This window comes from Bacillus sp. IBL03825 (assembly GCF_024712505.1).
Classification (GTDB): domain Bacteria; phylum Bacillota; class Bacilli; order Bacillales; family Bacillaceae_G; genus Bacillus_A; species Bacillus_A wiedmannii.
In genome coordinates, this window is record NZ_JAMXKE010000001.1 from 4,610,179 (window position 1) to 4,630,712 (window position 20,534).

General features: G+C 36.6%; 23 protein-coding genes and 2 pseudogenes. 7 read left to right on the forward strand and 18 right to left on the reverse strand.

Features of this window, described 5'->3' with window-relative positions; all coding sequences use genetic code 11:
* The first annotated feature begins 66 nt into the window (after positions 1-66).
* On the forward strand, positions 67-468 hold the full coding sequence (gene mscL, locus NHG49_RS23665) for a large-conductance mechanosensitive channel protein MscL (protein ID WP_064474560.1): 402 nt from the start codon (positions 67-69) through the stop codon (positions 466-468).
* A 48-nt stretch (positions 469-516) separates the two neighbouring features.
* Here mscL and NHG49_RS23670 read toward each other — a convergent pair whose 3' ends face one another.
* On the reverse strand, positions 517-789 hold the full coding sequence (locus tag NHG49_RS23670; RefSeq protein WP_000636592.1) for a DUF3917 domain-containing protein: 273 nt from the start codon (positions 787-789) through the stop codon (positions 517-519).
* Positions 790-938: 149 nt separating this feature from the next.
* Between NHG49_RS23670 and dhp61 the strand changes: the two are divergent.
* The 3 genes and pseudogenes from dhp61 to NHG49_RS23685 all read left to right on the forward strand — a co-directional run bounded on the left by dhp61 (position 939) and on the right by NHG49_RS23685 (position 1,898).
* Positions 939-1,218, forward strand: a pseudogene (gene dhp61 / locus NHG49_RS23675) (protein Dhp61).
* 79 nt (positions 1,219-1,297) lie between these two features.
* Entirely contained in the window at positions 1,298-1,534 is a 237-nt protein-coding gene (locus tag NHG49_RS23680; RefSeq protein WP_064474559.1) for a DUF3949 domain-containing protein, read from the forward strand.
* 1 nt (position 1,535) lies between these two features.
* Positions 1,536-1,898 carry a DUF4288 domain-containing protein gene (locus tag NHG49_RS23685; protein ID WP_258126886.1) on the forward strand — a complete coding sequence of 121 codons (363 nt, stop codon included), beginning with the start codon at positions 1,536-1,538 and terminating at the stop codon, positions 1,896-1,898.
* Positions 1,899-1,932: 34 nt separating this feature from the next.
* Here the strand turns inward: NHG49_RS23685 and ccpA are convergent, their stop codons facing one another.
* The 5 genes and pseudogenes from ccpA to NHG49_RS23705 form a co-directional block, all read right to left on the reverse strand.
* A complete protein-coding gene (gene ccpA, locus NHG49_RS23690; RefSeq protein WP_064474558.1) occupies positions 1,933-2,931 on the reverse strand; it encodes a catabolite control protein A in 999 nt (332 codons plus the stop codon).
* A gap of 458 nt (positions 2,932-3,389) precedes the next feature.
* Positions 3,390-3,490: pseudogene (locus NHG49_RS31740) on the reverse strand (hypothetical protein); the annotation flags it as partial.
* A 60-nt stretch (positions 3,491-3,550) separates the two neighbouring features.
* Positions 3,551-4,567: a CamS family sex pheromone protein gene (locus tag NHG49_RS23695; RefSeq protein ID WP_064474557.1), complete on the reverse strand. Its 1,017-nt coding sequence runs from the start codon at positions 4,565-4,567 to the stop codon at positions 3,551-3,553.
* Between the two features lie 117 nt (positions 4,568-4,684).
* The gene (gene ytxJ, locus NHG49_RS23700) at positions 4,685-5,011 is read right to left on the reverse strand and encodes a bacillithiol system redox-active protein YtxJ (RefSeq protein WP_046956174.1); all 327 of its coding nucleotides are present in this window, start codon (positions 5,009-5,011) and stop codon (positions 4,685-4,687) included.
* A complete protein-coding gene (locus NHG49_RS23705; protein WP_081257212.1) occupies positions 5,011-5,523 on the reverse strand; it encodes a DUF948 domain-containing protein in 513 nt (170 codons plus the stop codon). The genes ytxJ and NHG49_RS23705 overlap by 1 nt, the downstream gene beginning before the upstream one ends.
* Before the next feature lie 187 nt (positions 5,524-5,710).
* Here NHG49_RS23705 and NHG49_RS23710 point away from each other — a divergent pair, with 187 nt between their 5' ends.
* Positions 5,711-6,826, forward strand: coding sequence for an aminopeptidase (locus tag NHG49_RS23710; RefSeq protein ID WP_000654739.1), 1,116 nt, complete (start codon positions 5,711-5,713; stop codon positions 6,824-6,826).
* Between the two features lie 39 nt (positions 6,827-6,865).
* Here the strand turns inward: NHG49_RS23710 and NHG49_RS23715 are convergent, their stop codons facing one another.
* The 4 genes from NHG49_RS23715 to NHG49_RS23730 form a co-directional block, all read right to left on the reverse strand.
* A complete protein-coding gene (locus tag NHG49_RS23715; protein ID WP_098111458.1) occupies positions 6,866-7,300 on the reverse strand; it encodes a hypothetical protein in 435 nt (144 codons plus the stop codon).
* 182 nt (positions 7,301-7,482) lie between these two features.
* A complete protein-coding gene (locus NHG49_RS23720; protein WP_064474554.1) occupies positions 7,483-7,887 on the reverse strand; it encodes a PH domain-containing protein in 405 nt (134 codons plus the stop codon).
* A gap of 76 nt (positions 7,888-7,963) precedes the next feature.
* Positions 7,964-8,455, reverse strand: a complete 492-nt coding sequence (locus NHG49_RS23725) for a GNAT family N-acetyltransferase (RefSeq protein ID WP_064474553.1) — start codon at positions 8,453-8,455, stop codon at positions 7,964-7,966.
* Positions 8,452-9,000 (reverse strand): GNAT family N-acetyltransferase, encoded by a 549-nt coding sequence (locus tag NHG49_RS23730; RefSeq protein WP_064474552.1) that lies wholly within the window; start codon positions 8,998-9,000, stop codon positions 8,452-8,454. Before NHG49_RS23730 ends, NHG49_RS23725 begins: the two co-directional genes overlap by 4 nt.
* Positions 9,001-9,142: 142 nt before the next feature.
* Between NHG49_RS23730 and NHG49_RS23735 the strand changes: the two genes are divergently transcribed.
* Together NHG49_RS23735 and NHG49_RS23740 are read left to right on the forward strand one after the other, a co-directional pair.
* The gene (locus tag NHG49_RS23735) at positions 9,143-9,487 is read left to right on the forward strand and encodes a PadR family transcriptional regulator (protein ID WP_064474551.1); all 345 of its coding nucleotides are present in this window, start codon (positions 9,143-9,145) and stop codon (positions 9,485-9,487) included.
* The gene (locus NHG49_RS23740) at positions 9,484-10,146 is read left to right on the forward strand and encodes a hypothetical protein (protein WP_098101992.1); all 663 of its coding nucleotides are present in this window, start codon (positions 9,484-9,486) and stop codon (positions 10,144-10,146) included. Before NHG49_RS23735 ends, NHG49_RS23740 begins: the two co-directional genes overlap by 4 nt.
* Positions 10,147-10,200: 54 nt before the next feature.
* Here NHG49_RS23740 and murC read toward each other — a convergent pair whose 3' ends face one another.
* From murC to NHG49_RS23780, 8 genes are all read right to left on the reverse strand, one after another.
* A complete protein-coding gene (gene murC / locus NHG49_RS23745; RefSeq protein ID WP_000219461.1) occupies positions 10,201-11,511 on the reverse strand; it encodes a UDP-N-acetylmuramate--L-alanine ligase in 1,311 nt (436 codons plus the stop codon).
* 252 nt (positions 11,512-11,763) lie between these two features.
* Positions 11,764-12,882, reverse strand: a complete 1,119-nt coding sequence (locus NHG49_RS23750; RefSeq protein ID WP_000658382.1) for a nicotinate phosphoribosyltransferase — start codon at positions 12,880-12,882, stop codon at positions 11,764-11,766.
* Positions 12,883-12,943: 61 nt separating this feature from the next.
* Entirely contained in the window at positions 12,944-16,975 is a 4,032-nt protein-coding gene (locus NHG49_RS23755; RefSeq protein WP_258126589.1) for a DNA translocase FtsK, read from the reverse strand.
* 155 nt (positions 16,976-17,130) lie between these two features.
* Positions 17,131-18,087 (reverse strand): N-acetylmuramoyl-L-alanine amidase, encoded by a 957-nt coding sequence (locus NHG49_RS23760; RefSeq protein ID WP_098101996.1) that lies wholly within the window; start codon positions 18,085-18,087, stop codon positions 17,131-17,133.
* A 40-nt stretch (positions 18,088-18,127) separates the two neighbouring features.
* Positions 18,128-18,472: a hypothetical protein gene (locus NHG49_RS23765; protein ID WP_064474546.1), complete on the reverse strand. Its 345-nt coding sequence runs from the start codon at positions 18,470-18,472 to the stop codon at positions 18,128-18,130.
* 194 nt (positions 18,473-18,666) lie between these two features.
* Positions 18,667-19,281, reverse strand: a complete 615-nt coding sequence (gene ytpR, locus NHG49_RS23770) for a YtpR family tRNA-binding protein (protein ID WP_001006767.1) — start codon at positions 19,279-19,281, stop codon at positions 18,667-18,669.
* The gene (locus tag NHG49_RS23775; protein WP_064474544.1) at positions 19,278-20,090 is read right to left on the reverse strand and encodes a DUF1444 domain-containing protein; all 813 of its coding nucleotides are present in this window, start codon (positions 20,088-20,090) and stop codon (positions 19,278-19,280) included. Before NHG49_RS23775 ends, ytpR begins: the two co-directional genes overlap by 4 nt.
* Before the next feature lie 78 nt (positions 20,091-20,168).
* Positions 20,169-20,483, reverse strand: a complete 315-nt coding sequence (locus NHG49_RS23780; RefSeq protein WP_000838193.1) for a thioredoxin family protein — start codon at positions 20,481-20,483, stop codon at positions 20,169-20,171.
* Positions 20,484-20,534 lie beyond the last annotated feature (51 nt).

Below are 20,534 nucleotides of genomic sequence, written 5' to 3' on the forward strand. Positions count from 1 at the left end.
TCTATAGAATATGTTGATAGGAATTATAAATTTCATATTGAATCGTGGAAAGGATGGGATTAACACATGTGGAACGAGTTTAAAAAATTCGCATTCAAAGGGAATGTAATCGATTTAGCTGTCGGGGTTGTAATCGGTGCTGCATTCGGTAAAATCGTTAGTTCTTTAGTAAAAGATATCATCACACCATTACTTGGTATGGTACTGGGCGGCGTTAACTTTACAGATTTAAAACTTACATTCGGTAAATCATCTATTATGTATGGTAACTTCATCCAAACTATTTTTGATTTCTTAATTATTGCAGCTTCTATCTTTATGTTCGTTAAAGTGTTCAACAAACTAACATCTAAAAGAGAAGAAGAAGAAAAGACAGAAGAAATTCCAGAGCCAACGAAAGAAGAAGTTCTTCTTAGCGAAATTCGTGACTTATTAAAACAACAAAATTCTTCTAAAGATAGAGCATAATTGAACGGATAAAAAGGCATGCCCCTCGGGACATGCCTTTTCTATATGCTATAACGTTTCCGAATTCATATGAATAAATAAAATAATACCTGCAACCATAAGTACCATAATACTACCTGCAAATAGTGTAATACCCATGAACATTAAACTTGTGCTCATGTCCACTGATACACTTTCAATAAAAATAGAAATTACATACGTGATAAGGGCAATTCCTGCAAGAATACTTCCTGGAACAAATCGCTTTAAGCCATTTTGTTTTAACGTCATATATGCAAAAATAGCAGTCATACAAAGCGTAATTATCCAAAGAACGATCATCTTTTCTCCCCCCTCACAAGCCTTTTCTTTCTATTATACATGACATTGCCCTATAATAGTTAAATTTGCACTTATGTGACATATAACAAGGAATAATACCAATTTTGTAGCGAAGTCACCAATAGGACGCATACTTAGGAGGATTTCAATTGAAAGATGATATTGTAGGATATTTTAAACAAGTAGAGCGATTCGATTATATTACAATCGACTTAGACAAAAATCTTTTTTATATCGAAGTTGTACAATTAGAAACAAATATCACTTAACTTAGACAAGGATGAAACTATTATTGCTGGCAATGTAAAACAATATGAACCTTCTCGGTTAGAACATTTAATACAAAGCTTTAAGCGCACTGCACAAGCATGCCTTGAACATAATTTACAGAGTCCTGAAGAACTTTTTGCATTTTGGAAAGGAAATTGACCACTTTAAAAATGGATATCATTCATATAAATTGATATAATTACCATATACAACTATTCTTTACAAGGGAGTGTTCATAATGATTTGGATTTCACTAATCGTATTAGCCTATTTCATCATTCTCGTCCCAATACAATATAACTATATGAAGATGCTCAAGACAAAACAGAAAAAAATGAACGTGTCACAAAACGAACTATATAACAACATGTCTTATGAAGAATCCCAAATACATTATCATTATCAAAGTAACGTATTTACAATACCTGCTTCGCTTGTCGCAAGTATTATTTATAGAGTGAAACATGCAGCATAATATGCACGCTATAAAATTATTATTTGAATCTGTTCATTCTGGTGAGCCTCATCCTACGAAAATTGATGAGCATTATGAAGAGAATCACGATACACTTTTTGAAGAAAGTATTATTCTTGTTAAAGCAAACAGTTTAGAAGAAGCTCACGAACTAGGAAAAAAAATCGCGATACAATCTGAAGATACATACAATAACATGTATGATGAGCAAGTAACGTGGACGTTTCGAAAAGTATTGCATGTGTTTGAATTAGACGATACACCATTTGAAACAGGAAAAGAATTGTATGCAAGATTTTTACACGTTAAGAAAAATGAAACGATAGATACAGTAGTTAAAACATACTATCCTGAATACGAATAAAAGCTCACAGCAATTGCTGTGAGCTTTTTTATACTTACTTCGTTGAATCTCTAAATTGGATGCGGTGAGGTAAGATAACAGTGTGATCTTCCACTTTTTCCTTGTTCATATACTTTGTTAATAGACGCATTGCTACTGCACCGATATCATACATTGGTTGTACAACTGTTGAAAGTTGTGGACGAACCATTAATGCAAGGCGTGTATTATCGAAACCAAGTACTTCTACATCAGTTGGTACGTTTAATCCAGCGTCTTGTGCTGCATGGATTACACCTAGTGCCATTTCGTCAGAAGATACGAAGATTGCTGTTGGCTTTTCATCACTGCTCCAAAGCTTTTCGAATGCTTCGATACCTGAATCATATGTGTAATCTCCATCGATTATAAGATTTTCATCATATGAAATACCTGCTTCTTCTAAAGCTTTTTTATAACCGTGTAACTTCTTGGCGCTTCCCGCTTTATCAATGAAAGGACCAGAGACGAAACCGATACGCGTATGTCCTTGCTCAATAAAGTGCTTCATTGCGTCGTAAGCTGCTTGTGTATAATCAATATTTACTGATGGCGTTTCATTTTGCTCATCAAATGACGCTGCTAATACGATTGGTACTGGAGACTTTTTGAATTCTTCAATGTGAATGTCTGTAATATCTTCACCCATGAAAACAATTCCGTCCACTTGTTTTCCAAGCATCGTATTTAATAAATGGAACTCTTTCTCTTTGTTTTGGTCAGAGTTACTTAAAATGATGTTATATTTGTACATTGTTGCGATATCTTCAATTCCACGAGCAAGTTCTGCATAAAACGTATTTGAGATATCAGGAATAATAACACCTACTGTAGTTGTCTTCTTACTTGCTAGTCCACGTGCTACCGCATTTGGGCGGTACCCTAAACGATCAATTGCTTCTAATACTTTCTTTCTTGTTGTAGGCTTTACATTTGGATTACCGTTCACTACACGAGATACGGTAGCCATTGAAACGTTTGCTTCACGCGCTACATCATAAATTGTTACGTTCATCTCATCGCACACTCCTTCTATTTTTGTTATCTATTTTATGTATCGGTTACTTGAATGAAAAAAAGACATCAACTCTATTTGCAGATGCCACCAATCGTCCCGAGTTCTTCCTTTTACTAATGATACGATAAAAACGCAGGCTCATACAATATTTTCCCGCAAAAGTTTCGAAAAAATTCGCTTCTTTTCTCGTATTTTCGTATTTTTCATGAAAAAAAGGGCATTTTTTGTAAAAAAATAGATATCTCATAAGTAAAGACCCTATTTTAAGCAGTACGATAGTAAATGAAATTTATATCGGCGATTTTTCGAATATATCGATCACAACTCGAAATATATGAACGATTTTCCAAATATATCGACCACAACTCCAATTATATCAGCGATTTTTTAAATATATCGGCTTACCGACAGAAAACGACAATGGTAGTCATTTGATGCGCTGGATTTGGAGGTACGCGGCGCCCTGTAGAATGCGTTACATCGGCAACGACAGGTAAACATGTGTTGCTTTCTTTAAAATCGGCACAGCGGATATAGGAAGCGTATTACGCGTCGCTCTTCCCCCTCGTACCTTTTCACTTACAATAAAAAAAGACAGTTTAAACACTGTCTTTTTTTATAAGAAGGAAACAAACGGTTTTTCGCTGTTTTTCTCTTTTATAATAATTGCCTCGATTTTACTCTCGGACTTTATCTGCAATTGTACTTTCGCATCTTTAGGTAATTTTTCTAACATACTTTGAGCAGCCATTTGGGTAAGAGCCATTAATTCTGTTTTACCATTGTATTTAATAACGATATTCATATTTAATGTATCCATCTGGTTTTTCTTATAAGAAACTTTAGCATTGACTGGGATAAAATCTGCCGGAGAAAAACCTTTCATTGCATCAGCAAATTCAGTTATTTTGGTATTATCTTCTCCATGTGCTTTTGTAAATTCATCAGAAGGATATGAAAATGCTTGTTCATCGATCGTGCTCCAATTTCCAAGGTTCGTATCATTCTTTTGAACGGTAGCACTAGCAATATACGTACCATTTTTTAAAGAACTTGTATTTTCTTGCTTAAAGATAGCGAACGTAATTGGAGACTTATTATACTTGTCATTTTTATTAATCGCTTCAATAAGTTGCTTGGCAACTTCAGTACCTTTAGACATAGCTTCTTCATTCGATACACTTGAAGACATAGCTAAACCAATCATAACACCAGATAAACTTAGTTCGTTTGAATTCTGTTTTCCGAAATAGTCTTGTTCTATAATATTCGTCAAAACTGGTGCTTCTACTTTTGCGACTAGTTCATCAACTAACTTCTCCGGAATATACTGATTTAATTGTAGTACATGATTCTCTGTATCAAATTGCTCTTTTGCAATATTCATTAAACCATTTTCATACTCTGCTAAATCTAATTTAGAATTTGTTTTTATATTAGCTGTATTTATAACCTTTTGTTCTTTTAAAGGAATTACAGTTCTATAATAATCTTTAGAAACAGCAGTTCTCGGAATCATGCTTTTTTCTTTCGTATCCTTCTGTATAACTTCATCCTTCTTACTAATCGTATCATTACTACAAGCTCCTAGTAATAAACTTACGACCGCGAAGGATAATGCCATTTTCTTCATTACTTAAAACCTACTTTCAACAATCTAATTATTTAATTTGAACTAATAACAGTGTACCATTAAATATATTTCAACAAAAACAAAAAAAAGAAGCAAGCACCTTTAGCTTGCTTCTTTTTACTTAATATTCTCTTCTAAAGCGTCTTTTTTAATGTTCCAATGAGACGTATTCCATACTACCATCCCATCTTTTATGTATAACACTTGCGGAGATTCATGTTTAATGCTGTACTGTTCTGCAACACGATTCGAAACATCTCTCGCATCTTGTACGTATAAGTAATACGCTGGTACTGCTCGTTCTTCACTACAATACGCTTGAAATTCTGTATATGCACCATGACTAATCGGGCATGTCGTACTATGTTTAAAAAGAACATAAGGCTCGTTTTTTTCTACTAATACTTCAAGCTCTTCAATTGCTTCAATTTTTGTCATATTCATCACGATTCACCTCTCATGCGAAGTCTAGAGCGCTTCTCTTTCTTTTCAGCTTTTTTCTCAAGTCTTTCTAATTTACGCTCTTCTTTTTCAACCTTTTTCTCTTGTCTTGTCGCACGATAATGATTGTATACTTCAATTGCAGCGCTACTCCACTGTACAACTTGCGCTACTTTATCTGCATTGTTTTCAATTTCGTCCGTAACAGAATCTGATGCATTACGAAGTTTCGTATTTAAAGAATGGATTGTTGTTCCAATTCCATCTACACCCGATACTACTTTATTTAATGATTGTGACTTCTGTTGAATGTCATCAGCTAACGCATTTGTTTTATGTAATAATTGCTCCGTCTCTACGCTAATCCCTTGCATTTGCTTTTCTAAACCTTCTAACGTGCTTGCAACGTTTTCTAACGTCTTTTGAACCGATAACAACGTTCTGCATACATACACTACTAATACAGCGAAAGCAACCGCGATAATAGCTGCACTTACATATAAAAGAACTTGCATTTCATCACTTCCTTTATCTTTTTCATACTTTCCCCTATTATACAATCATTTTCCGTTTCGTTCTAATCCCTATCTTTTCATTAGAATTTTCATACTTATTCGTTAACTTTAACATAAATGATTCAACAAATTCCACTAAGTAGGTTACAATAGGAGAGGATACATAATTAGTAGGGAGGCTTTACATATGAAAGATCCACGCATTGAAAAGTTAGCATACAATTTAATTAACTACTCTATCCGCTTACAAAAAGGCGAAAAAGTATTAATTGAAAACTTTGGCTTACAAAAAGAACTTGTAACTGCACTTGTAAAAGAAGCATATGCCGCTGGTGGTTTCCCATTCGTTTCTCTAAAAGATCATCAAGTAGATCGCTCTTTATTAATGGGTGCTACTGAAGAACATTTCGAACAAATCGCTGCATATGAAGCAAGCGTAATGAAAGATATGGACGCTTATATCGGTCTTCGCTCTGGCGATAACATTAACGAACAAGCTGACGTGCCAAGTGAAAGAATGCAAATTCACGGTCAAACAGTTGGTAAGAAAGTTCATAGAGACATCCGCGTTCCGAAAACGCGATGGGTTGTTCTTCGCTACCCAAATGCTTCTATGGCGCAGCTTGCTAAAATGAGCACAGAAGCTTTCGAAGACTTCTACTTCGAAGTTTGTAACTTAGACTACGGTAAAATGGATAAGGCGATGGATAGCCTTGTTACATTAATGAATAAAACAGATAAAGTTCGCCTAACTGGTCCTGGAACTGACTTAACATTCTCTATTAAAGACATTCCAGCTATTAAATGCTCTGGTCATTTAAACATTCCAGACGGTGAAGTATACTCTGCACCAGTTCGCGATTCTGTTAACGGTACAGTTTCTTACAACACACCATCTCCTTACAACGGTTATACATTTGAAAATGTACAACTTAAGTTTGAGAACGGTCAAATCGTTGAAGCAACTGCAAACGATACAGAGCGCATTAACAAAATCTTCGATACAGACGAAGGCGCACGCTACGTTGGTGAGTTCGCAATCGGCGTAAATCCATACATCTTACATCCTATGGGAGACATCCTATTCGATGAAAAAATCGATGGCAGCTTCCACTTCACTCCTGGACAAGCTTACGACGATGCATGGAACGGCAACAACTCGAACATTCACTGGGATTTAGTATGCATCCAGCGCCCTGAATACGGCGGCGGCGAAATTTACTTCGACGACGTACTAATCCGTAAAGATGGACGCTTCGTTGTACCTGAATTAGAAGCTTTAAACCCAGAGAACTTAAAATAATAATAAAAACGCTCGGAATGTTCTCCGAGCGTTTTTTTATTAATAATTTAATAAATCTTTCGCCACATCTTCTGGCACTTTAAAACTCATCTTCTTATTTTTCATTTCAACTTCAACATACGGAACATCTTTATATACTGTCATAGTATCAATTTCATGTAACTCTTTTTTATCATTACTCGACTCCGATATTTTTTTTGTATCCTCTTGGTACATTTTAAATGTTTTCCCTTGCGGAGTATCTAAAGGAGCCGACTGCATTTCCCACTTATCCATTTTCATGACTTCAAACAGCTTTTCAATTTCTTTCTTATCAGTAATTACTTTTTTATCACTTGAATCCGTAAGTGATTCAATCTCAACCTTTTGTGCCTTTTCTAAGTTCATATCTGCCTTTTCCTTCTTCGCACTACACCCTATTATAAGAAATGATGCTGTTAGCAAAAATAGAGACAACATACAGATTTTTTTCATCTCTAATCCTCCTGCACTATATAGAACTACTTTTCTCACTTTTTGTTTGCTCAAAATGAAAATAATATAAAAGCGCCACTGCAATAGTACCTATTAATATTGGTACATATAAGGGCAGATCCCATTTCATATATACTCTAGTGCAACCAACAAGCACAAACAAAACAACGGTTTTACATATTTCATTTCTTACCTACCATTTCTATTTTCACATTTGGATTCTCTTTCTCGATAAGCGCCAAAAATTCATTCATATCTTGCGGTATCGCAACCATATGTACTTTGTATGCATTCGTCGTAATTTCAAGGTATTTCCCAACTTGACGAATGATTCTTATCTCTTTCAATACGATATCGTCATTTAAAATGCCGTACTTTAATACACCATTTTCTACTTTATGCTTTTTAATAAATACTTCCCAAACGAGTGGCACATTTACAAGGAAGCATAAACCCATTCCAATTAACGCTGACATCCACTGCTCTTTATTTGAGATAATCATGACAAGTGGATATACGAACATAAAAACTAACGTGAGACAAACGAAAATTACTACTGACTTACTTCTTTGAATCGGAAAGTCCATACCTACACCCCCTAACCTAAATTATACCACTTTTTCCATTTTAGTCATGAAAAAAGGCCATTTCTGAATGACCTTCTTAAACGATATACCTATAGAATTTCTTATCTACCTGTAACACTGGAAAACTTTTTGGCAACTCGTCTATACTCACACTTTGGAAATTATTCTTTTCATAAAAGCGATGGGCCGCTAAAAATTTCACTGTCGTTCCTAAGTAAATGTCTTTCAGCTTTTTATTCTCAGCCCACGAAATTGCTGTTTGGAGCAACTTATGTGATGTGCCCCACCCTTTTCCGCGAAATTCTTTTTTTACGAACATTTTTCTTAGCGCTACTTGCCGATTCTCAATATCTAATAAAGCTACTGTTCCAACTACTTTATCATCATAAGTTGCTATCCAAAAGTTTCCATAATCCCTTTGATAGAACGTTTCTATTTCAAGTAAGTCTGGCTGCTCTTCTTTCGTAATGGGAACATTGTACTCTTTTTGCTGAATATGAACGATAAGATCTACTACTTCATCTTGAAACGTACTTTCATACGGAATAATGCGTATCTTCTCGTTCATCGGATCTCCTTCCACTCTGAAGCTAGTAAACTATATACAGCGATATCGTGAAAATGATCATATAACCATTCTTCATCCCTTAAAATACCATCTAACTTAAAACCTAAACGCTCTGGAATAGCGCGGCTTTTCACATTTTCAACACCGCATCTAATTTCCACTTTATTTAATTTTAAATTCTCAAATGCATAGTGAAGTACAGCCTTTACGCTACGCGTCATAATACCTGTCCCACCAGCGTCTTCTGCCAGATAATATCCGAGACTCGCCGCTTTCTTTCCCCAGCTTACCGGATGAATACCTACCATCCCAACGAGCTTTCCTTTGTAACGTATACCACTTTCAAAACCGTCTCCCTCTGCAAACTTCTTTAACCACATCGGACAAATTTCATCATACGCACCAGCAGATTTCATCCCATCTACCCAAGGAAGCCATCTTCTTAAATGGTTACGGTTTTGATCTAATAATTCATATAATTCCTCTTTATAATGCTTCTCTAATAACTGTAATTCGATTTCGTCATCTACTCGAAGTGTGAACATGCTTTTTAGCCCCTTTTATTTTTCTTATTATTCTAACACTTACAGATGCAAAATGTTAAATATTAACACTTTTTTCGGTTTAATATAAGAATAACAACTATATATGATTGATAGCTAGATATGAATCATATATAGTTAAAGTATGGAAAAAAATGATAATTTTATAATTCAATTACGTAAAGGTGTTTTTGATCTCGCTATTTTGTCTTTAATAAGTAAACAACCTATGTACGGATACGAAATTACAAGTGCCTTACAAAATATCCCTGTGTTTCATATCCCGAACGGTTCGATTTACCCTATATTAAATCGAATCACGAAGAACAATTGGGCTATTTCCTATTGGGAAGAGTCCGGTGATGGTCCAAAAAGAAAATACTATCAAATTACAGATGAAGGGAGAGAAATTTTACATAGTCGCTTACATGATTATGATGCAGTGTATCAAGCTCTAATGTTACTAGCTAAAGGGGAGGATAAAGAATGAACAAGGAACAATTCTTTTCAAATGAACTCATTGCTTCTTTCTTACAGGATTTCGACAAAGGTTTAATGAACTTACCTATCTCCGCAAGAGAACAACATGTGCTAGAAATCAAATCTGATTTATATGAAAATGCATTAAGTAAAGAAAGTGAAGGGATACCATTAGCAAGCATCCCTTCACAAGTGATTGAAGAATTTCTTCCTCCAAAAGAATTAGCACAGGAAATTGCCAGAGAATATACAGACGTTATTCAAGATGCACAGCAATCTACAAATACATTTATTAAATACTTTACAGGACTATCTGTTGCTCCACTCGTTGCTTTATCAGTACCTATCGCACTGGGCTTTATAAATATTTCAGCTAATTTACCATTTTTATTAGCCTTTATCACAAGCAACATTTGGTTCATCTATAGAGAAAACCATTGGAATACAAAGCAATTAAAATTTTTAAAAACAGTGATTTCATTTAGTACTAGCGTTTTAATCGCTCTTCCATTTGCATTTTTCGCGATTCGAATTATGATAACAAAACAATTCGATATGTTTTCATTCTATTATTTAATTGGATATGTACTTTTTAGTTTAATTTATATCGTTTTATTAAAACAACTCTACAAAAAGAATAAACAATATCAACATATCAACGCTTTTTAAAATATATCGAACACAACAAAAAAGACGCACAGCCACAGCTATGCGTCTTTTTTCTTACTTCTCTGCAACTTGAACTTCTTTTACGTAAGCTGCTTCGAATTTTTGGATGTCGCCTGCGCCCATGAAAATTAGAACGCCGTTTTTATGTTTCTTTAATACATCCGTTGTTGTATCTGTAATTAGTTCTGCACCGTCAATACGCTTTTGCAGATCTTCAATTGTTAATTCACCTTTGTTTTCGCGTGCTGATCCGAAAATATCACATAAGTATACTTGGTCAGCTTTGCTTAGACTTTCAGCGAACTCATCTAAGAATTTTTCTGTACGTGAGAATGTATGTGGCTGGAATACAGCGACAACTTCACGCTCTGGGTGTTTTTGACGAGCTGCTTCAATCGTTGCATTAATTTCTGTCGGATGGTGTGCGTAGTCATCGATAATAACTTGCTCTCCCATTGGCTTTTCATTAAAGCGACGTTTTACGCCTTCAAAAGTTGTTAGCTGATGCTTAACTGCTTCTACATCAACGTTTTCATAATGGCAAAGCGCGATTACTGCTAATGCATTTAATACGCTGTGATTGCCGTATCCTGTAATTTTGAACGTGTCATAGTACGTATTACGAACGAATACATCGAAAATAGTACCATCTGTTCTCTTTTGAATGTTACGTGCTTGGAAATCATTATCTTCTCCAAATCCATAGAAAATAACAGGTACTTTCGCTTGAATTTTTTGAAGTTCTTCATCATCTCCACATGCAATAATGCCTTTTTTCACTTGCAATGCCATCTCTTGGAATGCATTGAATACATCATTGATATCTGAGAAATAATCTGGATGATCAAAATCAATGTTTGTCATAATTGCATAGTCTGGATTGTAAGACAAGAAATGCCGACGATACTCACAAGCTTCAAATACAAAATACTTACTATTTTCTACCCCATGCCCTGTTCCATCTCCAATAAGGTAAGATGTTGGGTGTGCACCTTGCATTACATGGGCTAACAAACCAGTTGTTGATGTTTTTCCATGTGCACCAGTTACAGCAACACTTGTGTATTGGTTCATAAGATCACCTAAGAAGTGATGGTAACGATGTACTGGGATGTTTAATTCTTTTGCTGCTACGATTTCTTCATGCGTATCAGGAAATGCATTTCCTGCAATAATCACTTGTCCTTCTTTTACATTATTTTTATCAAAAGGAAGGATCGAGATATTACGCTTTTCCAACGCTGTTTGTGTAAAGAAACGCTTTTCATAATCAGACCCTTGAACAGTATGCTTCATGTCATGAAGAATTTGAGCTAATGAACTCATTCCTGTTCCTTTAATTCCTACAAAATGGTAAACTGTCATCTTAAAGAACCTCCAACATTTCGAACTAATACAACGGCCTATCTATAAGACAGTATATGAATCTTTTCTTATTTTGGTAATCATCATACATTTTTGATGTAGTGAAGTTATTCTTCCCTTCACCTATCAGGATAAACTCGTACGTACTTCTTTTTTATGTCCATAACAAATCCATTATAGCAAAAAAGAAGCCGCTATACTATGATAACAGAAAAACTGATAGGGTCAATCACCTATCAGTTTTTCTCTCTTTTACATATCTTCTCTTTTTTCTAATTGAACACTCTCTAAACGTGGGTTTGGACGATATTTACGACCAGCTTTCGCTTCTGGTTTTCCATTTAATTCTACGTTATCACCAGTAAAGCCAATATTCATTTTTAATAAGCTACTTCCTACTCCGTATATATCAACAGGTACGTTTTGGGCTTCAAATTCACGAATACGCTTCTCATCAAATCCACCAGTTACAACGATGTCTACATGCTGGAATCCTTCTTCATCAAGTGCTTTACGAAGTGCGAATACAAGCGATGGGTTTACACCACGTGGATCGAATGTTCCAAGTACTTCTGGGTGGCGAATGAAGTATTGATCAATCATCGTGCGCGACGTATCTACACGTACACCTTTTAATGTTGATCCAAATTCACGCGCTACGCGAAGTGCATCTGTAATGACATCATTGTTGTAATCAATTAATACAACTAATTCATCTTCTGGGAATTTCTTATGATATGCTTTTGCCGCTTCCACAACATCACCATTAAACATTTGAATTAATGCGTGAGGCATTGTCCCCATACCACTTCTGCCCCACCATTCATTCATCGCATGCGTCGCTTGTGCGCTCATACCTCCGATGTATGCTGCATAACCGTCACCAGCTTGTTGCGTATAATGATCGTCACGATCTCCCATGAAAATAACTGGTTTTTCTTTATCTACACTACGTGCAGCTTGGACAACGTTATATACGTTTGTCGCAACTGATGTACGACGGGCTAAAATCCCATCAATGACACCTTCTAAAAATCCGAAATTTTCATAAGGACCATGAATTGTTAACACTGTTTCAAACGGACTAATATTATCGCCATCTTTTAAAGAGTTAATTTCAAGTTCCTCAGGATTTTTTGCGAATGTTTGTAGCAATGCAATCACTTCATCTGTTCCGCAAAGAACTGCATTTTCCTTTTGGAAAAATTGCATCGTCACAACACTTTTCGGGCGAAATTCTTCAATGATTTCTCTAGTCTTTAAAAAGTAAACGGCAGAGAACCAACCTTCTCCAACACGTTCGTCAAATTTAAATGTTCTATTTGTTAGTCTATTTATTTCACCTTTTAATTTTAATTCAATTTCTTTCATGTCGCTTTACTCCCTACTTTACTATCCAACATTTTCTATTAGTATACAGCAAAACCGTTGCCTATACATTTGTTTCCTGCATAGCAGCGAATTCATCCTCAGAAATAAGGACATCTCTCGGTTTCGTTCCTCTTCCTTCAGAAATAATCCCTTGCGATTCCATCTCTTCAATGAGACGTGCCGCGCGATTATAACCGATGCGGAATTTTCGCTGTACAGAAGATGTGGACGCTCCCCCTTGTTCTACAACAAATTGACATGCATCAAAGAACAATTCGTCTTCCGACTCAGCTTGTTCTGTTTTCGCTAATAAATCCTCTTGCTTAAATAAGTAGTTCGGCTTCATTTGCTTTCTCACATGATCAACTGTTTTCTCAATCTCATCATCCGATACATATACACCTTGTACACGAACCGGTTTAGACGTACCGTTTCCTAAGAATAACATATCACCACGACCAAGTAATTTCTCCGCGCCCCCAATATCGATAATCGTACGCGAATCAACTTGGGATGATACTGTAAACGCAATACGCGTTGGAATGTTTGATTTAATTAAACCTGTAATAACGTCTACAGATGGTCTCTGCGTCGCAACTAATAAGTGAATACCACAAGCACGAGCTTTTTGTGCAATACGACAAATCGCTTCCTCAACATCACCAGGAGCAACCATCATTAAGTCGGCTAACTCGTCAATGACAATAACGATATAAGGTAATGTCTCTCCTGGAATTTCTCGCCCACTTACAATCGTATTATAACGAGTTAAATCACGAGCACCCGCGTGCGCAAACAATTCATAACGACGCTCCATTTCTTCAACCGCCCACTTTAATGCAGCTGTCGCTGCTTTTACATCCGTAATAACAGGTGCTACAAGATGTGGAACAGAATTGTATGGTGCAAGCTCAACCATCTTCGGATCGATTAACATTAACTTCACTTCATGCGGTTTCGCTTTATATAAAATACTCGTTAAAATTGCGTTAATGCACACACTTTTACCAGAACCCGTTGCACCCGCAATAAGTCCATGTGGCATTTTTCGAATATCCGTTACAATTGGATCGCCTGAAATATCAAGTCCTAGCGCAACTGTAAGCGGTGATTCACTCTTTGTAAACACAGGACTTCGTAAAATTTCACGAAGGAATACTGGCTTACTTTCTTTATTTGGAACTTCGATTCCAATCGCACTCTTCCCTGGAATCGGTGCTTCAATACGAATATCTTTCGCTGCTAAACTCAGTTTAATATCATCACTTAAATTTGTAATTTTATTTACTTTCACACCTGGGTCTGGCTGCACTTCAAAACGAGTTACCGCTGGACCTTGCGATACGTTAATAACATGTGCACCAACGTGGAAATTATTAAATGTTGTATCTAATAATTCTTTCTGTTCATCCAACCATTCCGTATTATCTAACGCTGCCTGCTGCGGAATTGACAACAATGTTAATGGCGGAATTGCATATGTCGGTGGTGTTTGCAATACATTTCGCATATCGTTCTCTCTTTGATTTACAACATATGCTTTCTCTTGTACTTCCGTACTCGAAGTTGGCTTTTGTACTTGCTCTGCCACTACTTGCTGCATTGGTTTCTCTTCCACTTGTGGGTCCACTGCCACTTGTTGCATTGGTGTTTCTTCCACTTGTGATTCTACCACTACTTGTTGCATTGGTTTCTCTTCTACTTGTGGTTCCACTGCCACTTGTTGCATTGGTGTTTCTTCCATTTGCGGTTCCACCACTACTTGCTGCATTGGTTTCTCTTCCACTTGTGGGTCCACTGCTACTTGTTGCACTGGTATTTCTTCTACTTGTTGTACAGGCTTATTCTCTACTCGTTCGCTCATAGAAGATTGCATTGCATTCGCTCTAGCCGCATGTCTTTCCATTAATCGCGTTCTGTCTTGTTTCAACATAACAACATTAAATGGTACATGACGCTTTTTCTCACGTTTTGGTTCTTCTTTTTGGACAATTGTTTGCTCTTCCGCAATCGGTGCTTCTTCTACAACCGGCTGCTCTTCTGCAATCGGCGCTTCTTCTACAACTTGTTGTTCTTCTGCAATCGGTGCTTCTTCTACAACTTGTTGTTCTTCTGCAATCGGTGCTTCTTCTACAACTCTTTGTTCTTCTGCAATCGGTGCTTCTTCTACAACTTGTTGTTCTTCTGCAATCGGTGCTTCTTCTACAACTCTTTGTTCTTCTGCAATCGGTGCTTCTTCTACAACTCGTTGTTCTTCTGCAATCGGTGCTTCTTCTACAACTCGTTGTTCTTCTGCAATCGGTGCTTCTTCTACAACTCGTTGTTCTTCTGCAATCGGTGCTTCTTCTACAACTCGTTGTTCTTCTGCAATCGGTGCTTCTTCTACAACTCGTTGTTCTTCTGCAATCGGTGCTTCTTCTACAACTCGTTGTTCTTCTGCAATCGGTGCTTCTTCTACAACTCTTTGTTCTTCTGCAATCGGTGCTTCTTCTACAACTCGTTGTTCTTCTGCAATCGGTGCTTCTTCTACAACTCGTTGTTCTTCTGCAATCGGTGCTTCTTCTACAACTCGTTGTTCTTCTGCAATCGGTGCTTCTTCTACAACTCGTTGTTCTTCTGCAATTAAAACATTTGCAAAGCTTTGAACATCTTTTTTCGTTTGTTCATCAGCCTCAGCAACATGTATGAATTCATTCGTTTGTTCAATCGCTTCATTTAAAACCATTTCTTGCTGTGTTTCCTCAAGCGCTACAGGTTCTGCTTCTTCTGGCGCTTCTGCAATTACTTCCACTTCTTCTGGCTCTTCCGTTTCCGTAATTACTTCTACTTCTTCTAGCTCTTCTGCTTCTGCAATTACTTCCACTTCTTCTAGCTCTTCTGCTTCCGCAATTACTTCCACTTCTTCTAGCTCTTCTGCTTCCGCAATTACTTCCACTTCTTCTGATTCTTCTGTTTCCGCAATTACTTCCACTTCTTCTAGCTCTTCTGCTTCCGCAATTACTTCCACTTCTTCTAGCTCTTCTGCTTCCGCAATTACTTCCACTTCTTCTGGTATTTCCACGATGATTGTTTCTTCAAGTTTTTCTTCTGCTTTGACAATCACTGATTCTTCTGGAGCTTGCTTTTCTACTTCAATAGTAGGTTGTTCTATTTCTGTATTACGTTTAGTTTCTTCTGATAATATTGTATCCTCGTGCTCTACTTTAGAATCTACTAATTCCGTTTGTAGAATGTTTTTGGCCTCTACATCACTTTCTTGCTTAGCATCTTCCATACGCCCAGCAATTGTTTGATAAGGTACTTCACCCGCTGGAACTTCCTGCTGTGCACTAATTTCTTGAACCACTTCTTTTTCTTCTACTATAGGCTCTTGGCGTTCAATTTCATAACCGTTTTTCTCTAGCCATTGATCGACAACTGACTTTTCTTCCTTTTTACTTTGTTGATCTCGCTGATCAACGCCTTCATGACTGGAAGAATTTGTTACTTGTCCTTGTGAGAAATCAGATAATGTATATCCTTTTTTCTCTAACCATGCATCAACGACTGATTTGCCCTCTACAGATATTTCAAGATCTTCTCTTTCCTTTTCTTCCTCCTGCTTTTCTACCTTTTTTTCTACAGAAGGACGATTATATCCGTAAATTGGCGAGATCATTTCTGTTGGACGAAATGGTCTACGGTTACTTTCTTGCGAAGGTGCAGATGCTTTCTTTACGACAGGCTCTCTCTCCGGTTCATATTGTACTTCCGGCTCTTCATATGTAGAAACTACCTTTTCCACATACTGTCGTCTACTTCTTTCCACTTTGACCCCTCTTTGAGTAGGCTGATTTTCATATGTTACAACTTGAACAGGTTGTTCTTCAAAATGCCCTGTTGCTATAACATCCTCTTCATCGAACCCATTATCCGGTACTAATGGAAAACGGCATTTACCTGCATTCCGACTTGCCATTTGTGCTTCTCTTGCTTCAGTGTAGTGGTTTACACGAGGGATCTTCGGCTGACTTTCGATTTGCTTTGGTACTTCTTTATTTATCGCTGTTTGTTCTTCCTCTTTGTTAAACAGCTTTTTCATCCAATCTAACATGCTTACCACTCTTTCTACTAAATAGTAACATCCTTTATTGTATCAGCATTCGGCAAAAAGTGCAGGTAAAATTAAGCATGTCATATTTATCCATAATATTCTAATTTACGAGTGTTTTCATATAGAAAAACGCAGCCTTACATGTAAGACTGCGTTTAAGCTTTGCTCTTCCGATATTCCTCTACACTATCCGTTACACTTTGCAATAAAGAATTTACATACTGTGGGTCAGATAATTTTTTATCTTCTTCAGGGTTTGACATAAACCCAAGTTCTAACAATACGCCAGGAACTTTTGCCCAATTAAATCCAGAAAGATCCTCCCTGAATTTAATTCCATTTACTTTCACCTGCTGATTCTCTCTCATTTTATTTACAATCGTTTGAGAGATTTGAAGACTTTCAGCATAAATCTCTTTCGTGTACGGACTTCCTTCTGCCGGCGTTAATACAGAAAATCCACTTTGATTCGGATTTTCAGAACCATCTGCATGAAGACGCAAAAACAAATTCGCCTTATGGTCATTCGCAAATGTCGCGCGTTCTTTATTACTTATATCCACATCTTGTGACGTTCTCGTCATTAATACTTGGATTCCCTTTGCTTCTAACTGTTCTTTTAATACGAAAGCCATTTCTAATACGAGAACAGCCTCTCTTTTTTTCGTCACAACACCAGTTGTACCATCTGTCACTTTATATTTTTGCGTCGTTGCTCCTGGCCCAATCGGCTCCAAATTTAAATTTGCTTTTTGTTGATGCCCTGGATCAATAACAACAAGAAACTTTCCTTGTTTTTCATTACTCTCTACTTTTTGTTCATTATTTTGCAGCGGTTGCTCAGTTGGCTGTACTGGCGTAGATTCCTGTTTCTTTTCCTCGGCCGGCACTTCCTCCTGCTTATGCTCCACTTGCTGATTTTTTTGAACTGCTTGCGGTTCTTTTTTCTTTTCTTGTTCTTCCTGCTGCTTTTCTACCGGTGCGTCTTCCTTGTTATCTTTGTTTGTTTCCTTCATAGAAGATGTTACTTCTTTTTTCGGCTCTTCTTGCGAACAGCCTCCCATATATATTCCAATGAATGCAATCATGCTCATTATTTTTATATACTTCATGTTTTTCTCCCGTCACTTTGCACCGGTCTCAAAGTTTTTCTTATAATTGTTTTATAATCTCATCCATATTTCCAATATGAACGGGTTGCCACGTTTCTGTACCACGCTCTGCAGTATAAACTAGATAAGCATCATCAGCTACATTTACAAAAACAGGATCCCCCATATCTGTTTCATATCCAATAACAATCCATTCTTCTTGCCATTTACCGTTTTCTTCACTTATTAATGAATGTTTATGTTTATCATATCGGTAACCGATTTGTCCTTTTTCTAATTCATTTTCGCTAAACACATATATTTCATAAGAACCTAGTTCGATATCTTGCTGTTTTGAAGTTTCAATTCGTTTCAGAAGTTCTGCAATTTTTAGTTGTTGTTTCATACGTCTATCCCCTTCTATTTTTCTAAATTTTAACTAGTTTGTCTATAAAATACAATATAGTTTTTGAGAAAAAAGGTGACATCCTTATAATATGAACGATTTTTTGAATATATCTGTCACAACTCGCAATATATCCACGATTCAACAGAAAAGAGAGGCTGTCCAAAAGGACAACCTCTCTTTTCTTACATCAATTAAAATTTGAACTCTTGTCCAACTTCAAAGCTATCTTCTAATACAAGAATACCTTTTTCTTGTGGAGCATCTGGAAGCTCTAATTCACGTGCTGAGCAAATCATTCCAGAAGAAGGAACACCGCGAAGTTCAGCTGGTTTAATTAGCATACCACTTGGCATTACAGCGCCAATTTTTGCAACGACAACTTTTTGTCCTGCATCAACGTTCGGTGCGCCACATACGATTTGTAATGTTTCTGTACCGATTTCTACTTTACAAATGTTTAACTTATCAGCATTTGGATGCTTCTCTTTTTCAGCTACATAGCCTACAACAAATTTTGGAGAAAGATCTGCTTCTACTGTTTCTTCAAAACCGTTCTTCGCTAAAATTCCATTGATTTTTTCTACAAATTCTTTCGTTAATGTTAGGTTACCTGTTTCTTTTACTTCTAAGTAAGAAGACGCATTAAAGATGTTGAACCCTGCTGTTACATTGCTTTCACGATCGTATACGCGTGCAACATCTCCTTTGCGATCAAAAGTACGGTTCTCTAAAGTAATATCTTGTAAGGCAACAATTAGAGTGTCACCAATTCCTTCAAGGTTGTAAAAAACGTTCACTTCGTTCATCCTTTCTCTTTTCCATCTGTCTTCTTCCGATTTTTCGCTAAAATAAAGATTGGTTCAAATTCCCCATCTTCATATACGAATGAAAGTGATGTAATCGGAACATGCCCTTCGGCAAAAAATTTCATTGTCATTTGTGCAATAATATCATAACCGATTTCGTTGACGATATCAGCAATAATTAATACATCTTGGTGAGGAACAGCAACAACCATGTCACCAGAAATCTTTTCACGCATCGATTGTAGTAACGATTCGTTTAAAATACGCGTCGCATCATACCCATCATTTGTGTTTAAAAAGTAGAATGTATTCCCTGCTACTGTTTCTTGTTTAAATTCATAACCTAATGAGCGAGCGTTGAATAATGCCATTTCACGCACTTGTTGCTCTGTAAGTTCTAATTTTTGTAATAGACGCTCATCAATGAGTCGATACGTTTTATTCGAATCTAATGCGTAGTAAATACGTGTTTCCGCCGTATGATCCGTCATAATAAACGGATTTCCTTCTTCTGCTTGTTTCGGGAAAGAAGTAGAGCGAATAACAGGTAAAATTTTCGCTGCGCTATTTTCTTCTTTATGCATCGCAATTAACGCTTCTTGTACGTAATAGGCAACCTCTTCAATTGCTTTTTCTTTATTCACTTCCCATTTTGCCACAACTCCTGGAAGCGATACGTTAATACCCTTTTTCGAGTCTTTCTGTTCTATACGTAGAACTTCTTTCTCGCTATCATACTGAAAGTCCCATTCTGGGCGAGATAATTTCTTCATTAACTCATCTTTCATCTTTTTACTTGTCATCTTCATCTCTTTTTCCTCCCTTCCAAAAAAATAACCTCCCCCGCGAAGGTAGAGGTTGTTTTACAATTCAATTGGCAAATTGCCTTATTTTAAACCTTCAATAAACTCTTCGATTTGTTCTTGTGTTTTACGATCTTTGTTTACATAGCGACCTGTTTCTTCACCCTTATTGTACGCTACAAAGCTCGGAATGCCAAATACGTCTAATTTTACACATAGATCAATAAACTCATCACGATCTACATAGTAAAATGAGAAATCACTATATTTTTCTTCTACTTCTGGCATAAATGGATCTACAAAACGGCAGTCTGGGCACCATTCTGCTGAGAACATAAAGACTACATTCTCTTCATTTTTCAATTGTTGGAATTGCTCCATGCTTTCTAATGATTTCATCTATATTTCCTCCTCTAACGAGTGCTTTTTTTCATGTTATAATCTTTCTTT

Excerpts from the sequence above, each read along its gene's own strand:
- mscL (WP_064474560.1), top strand. The coding sequence starts at position 67 with ATGTGGAACGAGTTTAAAAAATTCGCATTCAAAGGGAATGTAATCGAT.
- NHG49_RS23670 (WP_000636592.1), bottom strand. The coding sequence starts at position 789 with ATGATCGTTCTTTGGATAATTACGCTTTGTATGACTGCTATTTTTGCA.
- NHG49_RS23680 (WP_064474559.1), top strand. The coding sequence starts at position 1,298 with ATGATTTGGATTTCACTAATCGTATTAGCCTATTTCATCATTCTCGTC.
- NHG49_RS23685 (WP_258126886.1), top strand. The coding sequence starts at position 1,536 with ATGCACGCTATAAAATTATTATTTGAATCTGTTCATTCTGGTGAGCCT.
- ccpA (WP_064474558.1), bottom strand. The coding sequence starts at position 2,931 with ATGAACGTAACAATTTATGATGTAGCGCGTGAAGCAAACGTTTCAATG.
- NHG49_RS23695 (WP_064474557.1), bottom strand. The coding sequence starts at position 4,567 with ATGAAGAAAATGGCATTATCCTTCGCGGTCGTAAGTTTATTACTAGGA.
- ytxJ (WP_046956174.1), bottom strand. The coding sequence starts at position 5,011 with ATGAATATGACAAAAATTGAAGCAATTGAAGAGCTTGAAGTATTAGTA.
- NHG49_RS23705 (WP_081257212.1), bottom strand. The coding sequence starts at position 5,523 with ATGCAAGTTCTTTTATATGTAAGTGCAGCTATTATCGCGGTTGCTTTC.
- NHG49_RS23710 (WP_000654739.1), top strand. The coding sequence starts at position 5,711 with ATGAAAGATCCACGCATTGAAAAGTTAGCATACAATTTAATTAACTAC.
- NHG49_RS23715 (WP_098111458.1), bottom strand. The coding sequence starts at position 7,300 with ATGAAAAAAATCTGTATGTTGTCTCTATTTTTGCTAACAGCATCATTT.
- NHG49_RS23720 (WP_064474554.1), bottom strand. The coding sequence starts at position 7,887 with ATGGACTTTCCGATTCAAAGAAGTAAGTCAGTAGTAATTTTCGTTTGT.
- NHG49_RS23725 (WP_064474553.1), bottom strand. The coding sequence starts at position 8,455 with ATGAACGAGAAGATACGCATTATTCCGTATGAAAGTACGTTTCAAGAT.
- NHG49_RS23730 (WP_064474552.1), bottom strand. The coding sequence starts at position 9,000 with ATGTTCACACTTCGAGTAGATGACGAAATCGAATTACAGTTATTAGAG.
- NHG49_RS23735 (WP_064474551.1), top strand. The coding sequence starts at position 9,143 with ATGGAAAAAAATGATAATTTTATAATTCAATTACGTAAAGGTGTTTTT.
- NHG49_RS23740 (WP_098101992.1), top strand. The coding sequence starts at position 9,484 with ATGAACAAGGAACAATTCTTTTCAAATGAACTCATTGCTTCTTTCTTA.
- murC (WP_000219461.1), bottom strand. The coding sequence starts at position 11,511 with ATGACAGTTTACCATTTTGTAGGAATTAAAGGAACAGGAATGAGTTCA.
- NHG49_RS23750 (WP_000658382.1), bottom strand. The coding sequence starts at position 12,882 with ATGAAAGAAATTGAATTAAAATTAAAAGGTGAAATAAATAGACTAACA.
- NHG49_RS23755 (WP_258126589.1), bottom strand. The coding sequence starts at position 16,975 with ATGTTAGATTGGATGAAAAAGCTGTTTAACAAAGAGGAAGAACAAACA.
- NHG49_RS23760 (WP_098101996.1), bottom strand. The coding sequence starts at position 18,087 with ATGAAGTATATAAAAATAATGAGCATGATTGCATTCATTGGAATATAT.
- NHG49_RS23765 (WP_064474546.1), bottom strand. The coding sequence starts at position 18,472 with ATGAAACAACAACTAAAAATTGCAGAACTTCTGAAACGAATTGAAACT.
- ytpR (WP_001006767.1), bottom strand. The coding sequence starts at position 19,281 with ATGAACGAAGTGAACGTTTTTTACAACCTTGAAGGAATTGGTGACACT.
- NHG49_RS23775 (WP_064474544.1), bottom strand. The coding sequence starts at position 20,090 with ATGAAGATGACAAGTAAAAAGATGAAAGATGAGTTAATGAAGAAATTA.
- NHG49_RS23780 (WP_000838193.1), bottom strand. The coding sequence starts at position 20,483 with ATGAAATCATTAGAAAGCATGGAGCAATTCCAACAATTGAAAAATGAA.